The organism is Paraburkholderia sp. SIMBA_053 (assembly GCF_046534895.1).
In the GTDB taxonomy this organism is placed as follows: Bacteria; Pseudomonadota; Gammaproteobacteria; order Burkholderiales; family Burkholderiaceae; genus Paraburkholderia; species Paraburkholderia caledonica.
This window is the reverse complement of sequence record NZ_JAWRXU010000001.1, coordinates 1074895-1088112: the sequence shown is the minus strand read 5'-3', so window position 1 is coordinate 1088112 and position 13218 is coordinate 1074895. Positions and strand designations below refer to the sequence as shown.

Here is a 13218-nt window from a genome sequence, read left to right as displayed (position 1 = left end):
GTCGATGTGTCGATGCGAGGCGAACTGGAACGCCTCATGGCCATTCACTCGGATGGCAGCGAGCGCTACTCAACCTCGCTGTCGTCCGTGTCGGCAATTTGAGCACTCTGTTCATGACTCATGGCGGCACTCGCGAGCGCCGTTACGGTTGCCGGTGCCCGCTCCTTGCGCTCGCTGTAGCGGTCGGTCAGGTAATCGGAACGGTCGCGTACGAGCAGCGTGAACTTGAAGAGTTCTTCCATGACATCGACCACCCGATCGTAGTACGAGGACGGCTTCATCCGTCCGTTCTCGTCGAACTCCTGAAATGCCTTGGCGACCGAGCTCTGGTTCGGGATCGTCACCATGCGCATCCAGCGGCCCAGTAGGCGCAGCGCGTTGACTGCATTGAACGACTGCGAGCCGCCGGACACTTGCATGACTGCCAGCGTGCGCCCTTGTGTGGGACGGACGCTGCCGGAATCGAGCGGCAACCAGTCGATCTGATTCTTGAAAACGCCTGTGAGCGCGCCGTGACGCTCCGGGCTGCACCACACCTGACCCTCCGACCATATCGATAGTGCGCGCAGTTCCGCGACCTTCGGGTGGTCCGGCGGGACACTATCGGCAAGCGGAAGGCCGTGCGGATCGAACACCTTTGTCTCCGCGCCGAACTGCTGAAGAATCCGCTCTGCTTCCAGCGTCAGCAACCTGCTGTACGACGTTGGCCTGAGTGAGCCGTATAGAAGAAGAATGCGCGGCGGGTGTTGCGATAGCGCGCGTGGCTCGAGCTTCGTGAGATCGGGTATGTCGAGATGAAGAGGGCTGATGTTCGGCAGATCGGTCGGCATGGGCTATGGCGCTTAAAGGGTGATGGCACGCGAAAGCAGGACGGCGCTCGACGGACACAAGTCGGTAGCCTGACGTGTGGCCAGGATCGATGCGGGGGCCGCGTCGCGGCTGACCCGCTTGAAGCCGGACTTCTCGAAGAACGCCGATTCATTCGTGGTGAGCAGCCACCCGGTGCGGGCGCCCGCATCGAAAGCTTCGCGCAACAGAACGGCGAGCACGTTACGGCCGATGCCTTTGCCCCGCTGATCGGACACAACGACAAGCGACCGGATCAGTACATCGCGTGCGTATTGCTCGAATCCGCCATAACCAAGATGGACACCTGCCAGCGTCGAGAAGGTGAAGAACGAGCGGCCAGGCTCGCTCAGATCGTTGACGGGAAGTTCCGCATCGCGCAGTGCCTGCACAAACTCAGCGTTGTCACCTGCGATGCGCCGGGCCACGATAAAAGGCGCGCCTTCTTCCTTCAGAATTTCGCGGTCGGGCATGCTTGCAAGGAGGCCGGCCGCTGCATCGGAAGGGCGGCACAAGCGTGTGCCTTGCGGCGTCACGACGATCGGCCGGTTGATCAGAATCGGATGGGCGAGCATAGCGTCGACGAGTTCTGCGTCGCTCACTGCCGGATCGTCGAGTCCGAGTTCCTTGTATGGCGTGCCCTTCGTGCGCAGCATGTCCCGGACCGCCATTCCGCTGTCGGCTATCAGGTGTTCGAGCGTTGCGCGATCAGGCGGATTGTGCAGATACTCGATCACGAGCGGGTTTTCACCGGCTTCGCGCAGCAGCGCGAGCACGTTGCGTGACGTGCCGCAGTCGGGGTTGTGATAGATGGTCACGCGCATCGTTTGTCCTCAATATGTTCGGGTTTCGTACCAATGTTGCGTCCGGTTCACGACGCCGACGACCAGCAGCATGACGGGCACTTCGATGAGTACACCGACTACGGTGGCGAGTGCTGCGCCCGACTGGAATCCAAACACGCTGATGGCGGTTGCCACTGCCAGTTCGAAGAAGTTGCTCGCACCGATCAGGCTCGACGGACCGGCTACGCAGTGCGCGACACCGAGCTTGCGGTTGAGCAGATAGGCGAGGCCCGAGTTCAGCAACACCTGGATCAGGATCGGTACGGCCAGCATCACGATCACCAGCGGCTCGCTGACAATGGCCTGCCCCTGGAACGCGAATAACAGCACGAGCGTTGCGAGCAGCGCGCAGATCGAATAGGGGCCTAGTCGGGCGACCATGTGTTGAAAGCGCGCATCGCCATGCCGAAGCAGCCGGCGGCGCACGATCTGCGCAATGACAACAGGGATGATGATGTAAAGCCCCACTGAAGCGATAAGCGTGTCCCACGGGACTGCAATCGCGGACAGGCCGAGCAGCAGTGCAACGATTGGTGCAAAAGCGACGATCATGATGGCGTCGTTCAGTGCGACCTGCGAGAGCGTGAAGTACGGATCGCCCTTGCAAAGCTGCGACCAGACAAACACCATTGCCGTGCACGGCGCGGCGGCGAGCAGGATAAGTCCTGCGATGTAGCTGTCCAGCTGGCCCGACGGCAACCATGCGGCAAAGACATGGCGCACGAAGACCCAGCCGAGCAGCGCCATCGACAACGGTTTCACAAGCCAGTTGACGAACAGCGTGACACCGATGCCGCGCCAGTGCTCCTTCACCTGCGCCATCGCACCGAAGTCGATCTTGATGAGCATCGGCACGATCATGACCCAGATCAGCACGCCGACCGGAATGTTGACGTGCGCCACTTCCATGCGGGCAATTGCCTGAAACACCAGCGGTAGCCAATGCCCGAGCGCGATGCCTGTAACGATGCAAAGCGCGACCCACACCGTCAGATACCGCTCGAAGAAACCGATGCGAGGCGCCTGTGAATGACGTGCCGTTTGCTCGAGACTGCTCATGGGTGAATCCGTAATGGAATAGTGGCGGCTGCTGAGATGCGCTGCAAGATGGCGACGTTGGCAAAGTTCATGTCGCCGCTCCTTTACACTGCGGCGCGACTCCAACTCCACAGCCCGCACCCGCACAACAGTTCTCGGTGAGAAAACCGACGAGTCCGCTCATCGCGTCGAAGTTGGCCGAGTAATAGATAAAGCGCCCTTCCTGCTGACCTGTAACCAGCCCGGCGTGCGAAAGGTCTTTCAGATGGAATGACAGGCTCGACGGTGACAGTCCGACCTGCTGCGCAATGTCCCCTGCCGCCATGCCTTCGGGACCAGCTACCACCAGCGCCCGGAAAATGGCGAGTCGCGATTCATGAGCCAGCGCGCCGAGCGCGCGTACAACGAGGTTCGAGTCCATCGCAGCATGATAGGGCTGTCGATTCGATAATTCAAGTATTCTTGAAATGATAGGCGTGCGGACGCGGCTGAACGAATCGATATTGGTTGGCTTTGTACTGCGAGGGGAAGCGAAAACAGTAAGACGCCAGCGGCGCCGGCGTCTTACTGAGAGGAATAACTGCGTGATTGCGTAATGTCCAGCTGCAACGCCGGGCAATCGACTCCGCTACAACTTGTGGAACTGGTTCGAAAGCAGCGGCGTTTCAACACAGAGCGCCGGCGAGGCGCTGAGGCCTGCGCCGGCACGATTGCGCTTTAGAACTTGTGACGCACGCCCACGCGGAATGCCAACTGGTTGTCCGCACCCGTGCCCGACGTGTTGAAGTAGCTCGTGCTCGAACCGATCTGCGCCTGCAGATCCTGCGTGCCGTTGCGGCCCGCTGCGATCTGATAGATGCCCAGTGCGTACACGTCGGTGCGCTTGCTCAACGCATAGTCGACGCTCAGGTCGACCTGGTTCCAGTGACCGCGATTCGCGTTGCTCAGGTGCATGTACGTGTAGCCCGCGCCTGCCGTCAGTGCCGGCGTGAACGCGTACTTCGCGCCCGCTTCATACGCGGCGAAAGTCGTCGCACCGCCCGTGACCGTCTCGAGGCGCGTGTTCGTGTACAACGCCCACAGCGTCGCTGCGGCGATCGTGTAGCGGCCGCCCACGCCGAACGTGCGCAGATCGCGGATGTTGCCCGTCGTCACGTTTGCGATGGTCGTCGAGAATGCCGGCGTTGCCTGGCTCGGGTAGCGGATATCGGTGTATGCCGCGCCCACGCCGAACGGACCGTTAGCGTAGTTCAGGCCGAAGCTGTAAGCGCGCGACGAACCTGCGACCGGTGCTGCGGCCGTGCCCGTTGCGGGCGCGCCGGCGAATGCGCCAGCCTGGTTCGAGAAGCCATACATCGCGCCGAAGGTCAGGCCCGAAAAATTCGCGCTGCTGAACTTGACCGAGTTGTTGATACGGCTCGACGTCAACTGGTCGACGTCGTTGATGTGGTAAGCGTAGTTGCCCGCGACCGTTTGACCGCCGGTCGAGTAGCTGCCGCCGAGATAGTCGGTCGAGAACGAGTACTGGCGGCCGAACGTCAGCGAGCCGACATTGTTCTGCGACAGACCGACATACGCCTGACGGCCGAACAACGCGCCGCCCTGGCCGAGCGTGCCGTTACCGCTGTTGAAACCGTTTTCCAGCACGAACAGCGCCTTCAGGCCGCCACCCAGATCTTCGGTGCCGCGCAGGCCCCAACGGCTGCCTTGCGCCACGCCGTCGTCGTACTTGAAGAGATTGTCGTGACCGGTGGCGGTCTTCGAGTTGTTCACATAGCTGATACCGGCATCGATCACGCCATACAGCGTGACGCTGCTTTGTGCGTGTGCGACGCTGGCGAAGACTGCGAGGGTAGCGGCGGTCAATAGTTTTTTGTTCAAAGCGTTCTCCGATTAAAAATTAAGCGATCGCAATGCGATGCTCTTCGGCAAGGTCGTGCGACGGGCTGAAATTTAAGGGAACGCTGAGTAAGGTATGTGACAGACGCATTGATTTTGAAATCTGTCGCGCGCAAGCGACAGTCATGGCGATCTCGCGCATAAGCTTCTTCGCGCCCGTTCATATAAGCGTGTGAAAAACGATTGGTTTCGGGCGGCCGCTGCTGCATGCGACGATGCGCGCCTGTCAATCAAACCGCTTATGGGGAAACGCATGCAACGCCGCAATATCATCAGAAATGTGCTCGCGCTGGCCGGTGTCGCCGCTCTCTCGCTCACGACAACGTTTGCGCATGCAGACGGCCCGCAGCTCAAGGTCGGCACGATGAGCGGACCCGATGCACAGATCTGGTCGGTCGTGACGAAAGTGGCGGCGCGCGAGGGGCTCAACGTCAAGGTGATCGAGTTCAACGACTACGTGCAGCCGAATGCTGCGCTAGACGCCGGAGATCTCGACGCTAACGGTTTCCAACACCAGCCGTTTCTCGATAGCCAGATCAAACAGCGCGGCTACAAGATCGCTAATGTCGGCCTGACGTATGTGTCGCCAATGGGCTTTTATTCGAAGAAGTTCAAGTCGCTGAAGGACTTGCCCGAAGGGGCGAAAGTGGGCATCCAGAACGATCCGTCCAATGGCAACCGCGCATTGCTCCTGCTCCAGAAGTACGGGGTCATCAAACTGAAGCCGGGCGTCGGCACGAACGGCGTCAATGCGACTCCGCTCGACGTGGCTGAGAATCACAAGAAAATCCGGCTCGTGGAACTCGACGCCGCGCAATTGCCGCGCGCGCTCGATGACCTCGACGCGGCGTCGATCAATACCGACTATGCAGTAAAGGCAGGCTTGCAGCCCACCAAAGACGCGATTGCAATCGAAGACCTCAAGGGGCCTTACGCAAACCTCATCGCCGTGCGCGAGAAGGACCGCAATCAGCCTTGGGTGAAGAAACTGGTCGCGGCTTACGAGTCCGATGAAGTGCGCAAGTACATCGACACGCAGTTCAAAGGCGCGATCATCCCCGCGTTTTAAAGGACTCTTCCTTGCGTGTTGCGTGCCTCGCCGGCAGTGACTGGAACAGGAGCAGTAGCAATAAAAGCGAGGGCGCCTTCAGTGCGCCCTCGCTTTAGCGTCAAGCCGCGAATCAGTTGCTCAACAGCGAGCCGCTTCGAAACGCGGTCGCGCCGGCAATGCGCGCGAATTCGAGGCCGGCCGTGGCGAAACGCGTCAGATGCCGCGCATAGAGCACGCCGGCAACGTTGCTTTTGAGCGTCACGACGCGGTCAGTCAACGGATCGACGATGTCCGCGATTTCATGGCCCACGTCGACCCAGGTGCCCACTTCGCAGCGATACACCAGCACGCCGCTGATCGGCGCGACAATCGGCTCGGCGCCTGCGAGCGGCGTCGCAGCGAACTCGAGCGGCGGCAGCGGCGCGGCGGTGCCTTCGATGACGCCACGCGAGGTCAGATATTCGACGATCGCCTGCGCGTCGCGCTCCGCATACTCGTAAGACACTTCTCGCTGCCCGCGCAATTCGATCGTGACCGAAATCGAGCCGTTCGGAATCGGAAAACGCTCGCCGAAACGGCCACGCAAATCCGACCAGCAGAAGCTGTGAATTTCATCGAACGGATTGCCCACCGAATTAAGCGCAAGCAGCGACGCCTTTGCGTCGAGATAACGCGCGAGCGGCTCGACTTCGGGCCACAGGTCGGGGTTCGTGTACAGGTGCATGGCGGCTTCCCAGTCGCAATGCAGATCGAGCACGACGTCGGCGTCGTACGAAAGCTTTTGCAGCGCGAGACGTTGCGATTCGAGCTCGGTGGCCGGCGTCTGCGCGTCGAGCGCCTCGCGCATCGCGGTGCGGATCGCCGTGCGATTGGCGTCGATGTTATCCGTGAGGCGCCCTTCGATTACCGGTGCGACGAGTGCCGACAGATCATGGAAGTTACGGTTGAAGTTCTGCGCGGTGTTGGTTTCGAAGCGTCCGGTCAGGTGGCCGAGAAAGTGCTGGTTCAGGCCGATGGGATTGGCCACCGGCACGATGACCACTTCGCCGCGCAGCTTGCCGGCTGCTTCGAGTGCCGCAAGCTTGCGACGAAGTTCCCACGAGACGAGCATGCCCGGCAATTCGTCGGCATGCAGCGACGACTGGATGTAGATCTTCTGCCCGCCGCTGCGACCGTAATGGAAACTGGTCAGGTTGCGGGCGGTACCGAGCGTCGGGGCAATCAGCGGATGGGATTGGGTTTGCATGGTTGTCGAATTCGCGGGAAAGTGCGGCGCGCCGCTATCTCGTTGATTTGAGGGGAAAAGCCTGGATGACGCCAGCTGCCCGGCGCCATATCGATCGCACGATCTTAGCCGATACGGCGCGGGGCGTGGTCGTGGCGGCTTCAAAAACGAAACGGGCCCCGCGCATGGCGGGGCCCGTTTTTTCGAGCCGTTCAGCGCGCCGCTAGACGCGCGAGGCGGCCCTGGCTGACACAAGCCGGCCTATTAGCTGCCGTACACGTCGAAGTCGAAGTACTTCTTCTCGAGCTTCTTGTACGTGCCGTCCTTGATGATGTCGGCGATCGCCTTGTCGACCTTCGCCTTCAGATCCGTGTCTTCCTTGCGCATGCCGATGCCCGCGCCGTTGCCGAGGATCTTCGGATCGTCGAGGTTCTTGCCGACGAAGTCGAAGCCGGCGCCGCGCGGCGTCTTCAGGAAGCCGATTTCAGCTTGCACCGCATCTTGCAGCGCTGCGTCCAGACGGCCCGACAGCAAGTCGGCATACACCTGGTCCTGGTTCTGATACGGCACGACCTTCGCACCCTTCGGTTCCCAGTAGGTCTTCGCGTAGGTTTCCTGGATCGTGCCCTGTTCGACGCCGACCGTCTTGCCCTTCAGCGACTCAGCCGTCGGCAGGATGCCCGAACCCTTCTTTGCGACGAGGCGCGTCGGCGTATTGAACAGTTTCGACGAGAACGCGACCTGTTCGGCGCGTTGCGGCGTCATGGACATCGACGACAGCACGCCGTCGAACTTCTTCGCCTTCAGGGCCGGAATCATGCCGTCGAAGTCGTTTTCGACCCACACGCATTTGGCTTTCAGGCGCGCGCAGATTTCATTGCCGAGGTCGATGTCGAAGCCAACGAGCTTGCCGTCGGAGCCTTTGGACTCGAACGGGGGGTAGCTGGCATCGACGCCAAAACGGATGGTGGACCAATCTTTAGCGTGTGCGCCAATCGAGACGGTGGCAAGCAGAGCAACCGTCAAAGCCGCTAGCAGTTTTTTCACTGTTTTACTCCTCGGTGTAGTTCAAATACTCCCGCACGCGGTTGTGCCGCTGCGGGAAACCCGGCGCGACTCACGACCGGGCCTGGGTTGAAGCCGCCAGCCGGGGCGGCCAGCAGCGCGCGCCAAGCTTATCAGTTCAAAAATGTTGGGTAGTTAGTGAAATACCGGATGGCGCATGAGCGATGCCTTGGCAGTAGAGGTGCCCGGAGGAGCGCATTGTCGCGCGACGATGCGGGCGGCATCGAATGGCCGGCTGTCGGCGCATGTCGTAATAACGTCGTAACCCGGTCGTAATGCGAATCGTTAAATAGATTTAGCAATCACGCGTTCATTTAATTCGTCGAATTAATTAAAGAACGTTAAGCGCCTGCCGTTATCACGCGATGAATGCCCGTCGTGTCCCGCCGAGGGTCAGTTATTTCCAGGCATTGACGCGGTAATGAGACCAAAAACATATTGCTTGGGGCTATCATCGTTGCTCCTCGCGCTTCCACGCAGCGCACAGAGCAGTTCTGGTCAGAGGAAACGTCTCCAGTATTGATTCGCGAGTCATTTACGCGGGCTTCTGCTCGCGGGAACTGCCTTCTGCAAAACGGTGTTGCATATGCACATGATTTCGACGGCAGATGGAGTGCGCTGTTTTACGCAGCCCGGTCAGCAGCGAATTGCGCTTGCGTCCTCGCGCGCGCCATTAGCGCGTAGCGGGCGCGCGGTTTTCTTGCGACTCGTTGTGGGCGCGTTTCTCAGTTTCGGGCTGCTGTCGAGCGCGTCGGCCGAGGTCGCGAAAAAAGTCTTGCATGTGCTTGCGTGGCCCGGGTACGCCGATGCCGACGTCGTGAGGAACTTCGAGTTGCGTTACGACGTAAAAGTGGAAGTGACGCTCGTGGATTCCGACGAAGCGCTATGGGCCCAGCTGCATGCGAGGAACGCGCCGCGCTTCGACGTGCTCGCGGCGAACACCGCGGAAATCCAGCGCTATACGCACGCAAATCTGCTGGCGCCGCTCGATCTGCAAAGTCTGCCCAATACCGCAAGACAACTGCCGCGTTTTCAGGCGCGCTCGGCGATTGAAGGAATCATGTCGGACGGCAAGGTGTATGCGATTCCGTTTACCTATTCGTCGATGGGCCTCATTTACGATCGCAAGCAGGTCGCAGTCGCGCCGCGCTCGATGCGTGAACTGTGGAACCCGCGATACCGCGGCAAGGTGCTGGACTTCAATAGTGCGCAGCACAATTTCTCGTTCACGGCGCTCGCGTTGGGTTATCCCGATCCGTTCAATCTGAACGCCACGCAGATGCGCGCGATTGCGCACAAGCTCGTCGATCTGCGCCGCAACCTGCTGACCTATTACACGCTGCCTGAAGAGGCGACCGCGTTTTTCATCCAGCATAACGTTGCGCTGATGTTCGGCAACTACGGCACGCAGCAACTGGAATTACTGCGCCGCGCCGGCGCCGACGTGGGCTACGTGATTCCCGACGAAGGCGTGCTGGCCTGGCTCGATTGCTGGTCGATGACGCGTGCAGCCGCTGATCCGGCGCTCGCGCTCGCATGGATCAATTACATGCTCGAACCGGACGTGAGCCGGTTACTGACACAGCGGCAAGGACTCGCGAACACATTGACCGATCCGGCTGCGCATAGCGATAGCGCTCGCATCGTGTGGATCGGTCCGGTCGAAAACATTCAACGGCGCGAGGACCTGTGGATCAGAATCGTCTCCGGTGACCGCTCGGAGCGCTTCTGATGATCCGCCCCGGCCTCACCTTCAAGCTGTCTATTCTGCTCGCCTGCATTGGCGTGCTGGCATCGGGCGCGACCGGTTATTACGCGTATCACGCGAACCGCGCGATGCTCGTGAAGGAAGCCGGCCACAGTTTGCTGACGTCCACGGAATTGCTGGGTCAGCGTTTTTCCGCCTCCATCGACGACGTGGGCGCCGACGCACTCGTGCTCGCGAGCTTGCCTTCGTCGGCCGAGGTTCTGGCGACCGGCGACGGGTCTGCGGCGAGCGCGTCGCGCGAACGGCTCGCGCAGGTGTACTCGAGCTTCATGATCCATCACGCCGAATACCTGCAGATCCGGCTTATCAGCCGCGCGCATCACGGCCTCGAAATCATTCGCTTTGACCGCGACGCCGATGGACTGATGCGCGTGGACGGCGGCGATCTGCAGGAGAAAGGGCAGTTCCCGTATGTGTTCGAGCCACTCACATTTTCGCCCGGACGCATTTACACGTCGCCGATTGCCGTCAATCATGAGTACGGCGCTCACGCGGCGCAGGGTAAACCGACGTTGCGGGTCGGCACGCCCGTCGCGAACGCGCAAGGCTCGGTGATCGGCGTCGTCGTGATCGATATCAATCTCGCCGATTTGCTCAAACGCCTGCAAAGCGATTTGCCAAGCGACTATGAGGTCTATCTCGCCAACGAATGGGGTGACTTTCTGGTTCATCCCGATGCGTCGAAAACGTTCGGCTTCGATAACGGCCGCCGCGTGCTGATGCAGGATAGCTTTGCCGTCACCAAGCCGCTTTTCGAGCAGAAGGAAAGCGAAGTACTCGTGAATGGTCTCGCGCGACCGCGTCAGGCGGAGGGGCAAGTACTCGCCTTCGTGCGCCGGCCGTTCGGCGCGTCCGAGGGCAATCGCTTCATCGTGATCGGGCTTGGCAAGCCGCTTGAAGACGTGTTGTCGGGCGCGCAACTGCTGGGCGGCAGCATCATTCGCATGGTGTTGATCTTCAGCGCGCTCGCACTGCTTCTCGCAATTCTTTTTGCACGTGCGCTAACCAAGCCGTTGCATATCCTCGCGTATGCGGCCACGCATCTTTTCGCCGAACACGCGATGGAGACATTGCCCGTCAAACGCACGGACGAGATCGGCATACTCGCGCGCTGCTTCGATCGTTTGCGCCGCGAGATCAGATCGCAGATGGACGCGCTGCATGTAAAACAGCGCGAACTCGTGCATCTCGCCACTCACGACGTGCTCACCGGACTGCCGAACCGCATGCTGTTCATGGAGAAGCTCGAGCGTGCTATCGACGACGCGACGCGCCGCCGCGAAGGACTCGCGGTGTTGTTCGTGGACCTCGACCGCTTCAAGCAGATCAACGACCAGTTCGGCCATTCGGTCGGCGACAAGGTGCTCGTTGCGGTGGCGCTGCGGCTCAAGCAAGTGCTTCATTCGGCGGATGTCGTCGCGCGTCTCGGCGGCGACGAATTCATCGTGCTGATCGAGGGACCGCGCTCGGCGGAGGCGGCGCCGGGCATCGCCTCACGCATCATGACCACGCTCAACGAAGAGATCGTGATGGACGGCCAGGGCATGACGGTGGGCGCGAGCATCGGCATCAGCCAGTTCCCCGACGACAGCGGCACGGCGGAGGAACTGCTGCTGAACGCTGACGCCGCGATGTATGCGGCGAAATCGGGGGGACGTTGCGCATATCTGCGTTATCGCGACGTGCTCGAGGCACGCCGGCGCAAGCAGGCGGACCAGACCGAAGCCGTGCACTTGCAAGCCGGCGAAAATGCGACCGAGTGACACGAGGCCGAGCCCACGGCCTGGCTGACATATGAAATGCGGCGCGTTATTGCAATGCCGCTACCGCTGCGCGTGCGCCATTGTCTTGCAGCAACTGCAACGCATGAAGCAACGCCGCTCTGAACGCGGGCTGCGCGGCCAACTCCGCGGTGAATATTTCGCGCACGCCGAGCAGCGCATCCATCAGCGCCCGAGGATCGCCATTCGCAGATGCCGCGAGCGCCTTCAAATTTTCGGCGAGCGGGTCGCTGATGTCGTAGCGCGAACCGTCGTCTGCATAACCGCGCAAGAACGTCATCCATCCCGCGACCGCTAGTGCGAGGCGCGTGAACGGCTGCCCCGCGTCGATTCTCGCGGCGATGGTTCCAAGGAGGCGCGGCGGAATCTTCTGGCTGCCGTCCATCGCAATCTGCGCGCAGCGGTGCTTGAGCGCCGGGTTCGCATAGCGCGCGAGCAGTGCATCGCGATAGTTGGCGACATCGAATGACGCCGGCATGTTCAGCGTCGGCGCGATTTCTTCGGTCATCATCGCGTGGATGAGATTGCGCATGGCGGGGTCGGCGATCGCCTCGTCGATCGTGGCGAAGCCGCCAAGCATCGACAGATAGGCGAGGGTGGAATGCGTGCCGTTGAGCATGCGCAGCTTCGCCAGTTCGAACGGCGTGACGTCGTCGACGAGTTGTGCGCCCACCGCATGCCACGCCGGACGTCCCGCCGGAAAACGATCTTCGATCACCCATTGCCGGAACGGCTCGCAAGGCACGGGCGCGGCGTCACGATAGCCGAGCGCCGCTGCCACGGTGGCGTGCTCGGAGTCGGTCGTGGCCGGCACGATGCGATCGACCATGGTCGACGGGAACGCAACTTCCACTGCGATCCAGTCAGCGAGTGCCGGATCGAACTCGCGTGCAAAAGAACATACCACCTGGCGCAGAGCGGCGCCGTTGTGCGCGAGGTTGTCGCACGACAGCACTGTGAAGGGTTCTCTCGCTGCATCGCGGCGCTGGCGCAACGCGGCAACCAGAATGCCAGGCACGCTGCGTGGTGCGTGCGGATGCGATAGGTCGTGTACGACGGCGGGATTGTCGAGTGCGACATCGCCCGTCTTCGCATTGCGGCAATAGCCTTTTTCCGTGACCGTCAACGAAACGATCCGCACGGACGGATCAGCGAGCCGCTCGAACAATGCGTCGTGGTCGTGCGGCATTGCAAGCACTTCGCGCAATGCGCGCACAACCGTGACCTTTGCACCCTCGGGTCCACGTTCGACGACGCTGTACACACCTTCCTGCTCCATCAGCGCATTGCGCTTCGCCACGTCGCCTTGCAGCGTGACGCCGCAGATGCCCCAGTCGCCGCCTTCGGCGAGCATGGCTTCTTCCGTATAAAGCGCCTGATGCGCGCGATGAAAATTGCCGATGCCGAGATGCACGATGCCGATGGACGGCTCGCGCCACGCAGCATGCCCCGGTGACAACACGTGCCGACTCAGGGCGGACAACGCATGACGGGTAAGGCGAGGCAATGAAGCTGGCGTGCTCATGGTGTGAAGTCCCAATGACGTGACAGGCTTGAAACGCCGTGAATCAGCGGGAAAACCCTGATTTGACGTGTAAATATACTTGTATGGTAGCATCGTTCAAACGATTCGAGGCAAGCAGGCTGAAGCCGGATATGCAGTCGCATGCTTCGTTGAAAGCGCCATGACACCGCAGCCG

11 protein-coding genes are annotated in these 13218 nt (G+C 61.0%); 3 read left to right on the top strand and 8 right to left on the bottom strand.

Going from position 1 to position 13218, the window contains the following annotated elements; all coding sequences use genetic code 11:
• Positions 1–65: 65 nt before the first annotated feature.
• The 5 genes from arsH to SB753_RS04910 form a co-directional block, all read right to left on the bottom strand.
• Positions 66–830, bottom strand: a complete 765-nt coding sequence (arsH, locus tag SB753_RS04930) for an arsenical resistance protein ArsH (RefSeq protein WP_410799272.1) — start codon at positions 828–830, stop codon at positions 66–68.
• A 12-nt stretch (positions 831–842) separates the two neighbouring features.
• On the bottom strand, positions 843–1670 hold the full coding sequence (gene arsC / locus SB753_RS04925; RefSeq protein WP_410799270.1) for an arsenate reductase (glutaredoxin): 828 nt from the start codon (positions 1668–1670) through the stop codon (positions 843–845).
• A 9-nt stretch (positions 1671–1679) separates the two neighbouring features.
• Complete coding sequence (gene arsB / locus SB753_RS04920; protein ID WP_410799268.1) at positions 1680–2750, bottom strand: ACR3 family arsenite efflux transporter; 1071 nt, start codon at positions 2748–2750, stop codon at positions 1680–1682.
• 67 nt (positions 2751–2817) lie between these two features.
• On the bottom strand, positions 2818–3150 hold the full coding sequence (locus tag SB753_RS04915) for an ArsR/SmtB family transcription factor (protein WP_410799266.1): 333 nt from the start codon (positions 3148–3150) through the stop codon (positions 2818–2820).
• 296 nt (positions 3151–3446) lie between these two features.
• Positions 3447–4610: a porin gene (locus SB753_RS04910; RefSeq protein ID WP_410799265.1), complete on the bottom strand. Its 1164-nt coding sequence runs from the start codon at positions 4608–4610 to the stop codon at positions 3447–3449.
• 271 nt (positions 4611–4881) lie between these two features.
• Between SB753_RS04910 and SB753_RS04905 the strand changes: the two genes are divergently transcribed.
• Positions 4882–5697, top strand: a complete 816-nt coding sequence (locus SB753_RS04905) for a MetQ/NlpA family ABC transporter substrate-binding protein (protein ID WP_033379493.1) — start codon at positions 4882–4884, stop codon at positions 5695–5697.
• Positions 5698–5809: 112 nt separating this feature from the next.
• Here the strand turns inward: SB753_RS04905 and SB753_RS04900 are convergent, their stop codons facing one another.
• Together SB753_RS04900 and SB753_RS04895 are read right to left on the bottom strand one after the other, a co-directional pair.
• Positions 5810–6925, bottom strand: a complete 1116-nt coding sequence (locus tag SB753_RS04900; protein WP_087753540.1) for a succinylglutamate desuccinylase/aspartoacylase family protein — start codon at positions 6923–6925, stop codon at positions 5810–5812.
• 243 nt (positions 6926–7168) lie between these two features.
• A complete protein-coding gene (locus SB753_RS04895; protein ID WP_020066551.1) occupies positions 7169–7951 on the bottom strand; it encodes an ABC transporter substrate-binding protein in 783 nt (260 codons plus the stop codon).
• A gap of 604 nt (positions 7952–8555) precedes the next feature.
• Between SB753_RS04895 and SB753_RS04890 the strand changes: the two genes are divergently transcribed.
• Both SB753_RS04890 and SB753_RS04885 read left to right on the top strand, forming a co-directional pair.
• A complete protein-coding gene (locus SB753_RS04890) occupies positions 8556–9701 on the top strand; it encodes an extracellular solute-binding protein (RefSeq protein ID WP_410799263.1) in 1146 nt (381 codons plus the stop codon).
• A complete protein-coding gene (locus tag SB753_RS04885; protein ID WP_410799261.1) occupies positions 9701–11500 on the top strand; it encodes a diguanylate cyclase domain-containing protein in 1800 nt (599 codons plus the stop codon). The genes SB753_RS04890 and SB753_RS04885 overlap by 1 nt, the downstream gene beginning before the upstream one ends.
• A 46-nt stretch (positions 11501–11546) precedes the next feature.
• Here SB753_RS04885 and SB753_RS04880 read toward each other — a convergent pair whose 3' ends face one another.
• Entirely contained in the window at positions 11547–13043 is a 1497-nt protein-coding gene (locus tag SB753_RS04880; protein WP_410799259.1) for a mannitol dehydrogenase family protein, read from the bottom strand.
• Between the last annotated feature and the right edge of the window lie 175 nt (positions 13044–13218).

Coding starts and splice junctions, on each gene's coding strand:
- SB753_RS04905 (WP_033379493.1), top strand. CDS start 4,882: ATGCAACGCCGCAATATCATCAGAAATGTGCTCGCGCTGGCCGGTGTC.
- SB753_RS04900 (WP_087753540.1), bottom strand. CDS start 6,925: ATGCAAACCCAATCCCATCCGCTGATTGCCCCGACGCTCGGTACCGCC.
- arsC (WP_410799270.1), bottom strand. CDS start 1,670: ATGCGCGTGACCATCTATCACAACCCCGACTGCGGCACGTCACGCAAC.
- SB753_RS04890 (WP_410799263.1), top strand. CDS start 8,556: ATGCACATGATTTCGACGGCAGATGGAGTGCGCTGTTTTACGCAGCCC.
- arsH (WP_410799272.1), bottom strand. CDS start 830: ATGCCGACCGATCTGCCGAACATCAGCCCTCTTCATCTCGACATACCC.
- SB753_RS04885 (WP_410799261.1), top strand. CDS start 9,701: ATGATCCGCCCCGGCCTCACCTTCAAGCTGTCTATTCTGCTCGCCTGC.
- arsB (WP_410799268.1), bottom strand. CDS start 2,750: ATGAGCAGTCTCGAGCAAACGGCACGTCATTCACAGGCGCCTCGCATC.
- SB753_RS04880 (WP_410799259.1), bottom strand. CDS start 13,043: ATGAGCACGCCAGCTTCATTGCCTCGCCTTACCCGTCATGCGTTGTCC.
- SB753_RS04915 (WP_410799266.1), bottom strand. CDS start 3,150: ATGGACTCGAACCTCGTTGTACGCGCGCTCGGCGCGCTGGCTCATGAA.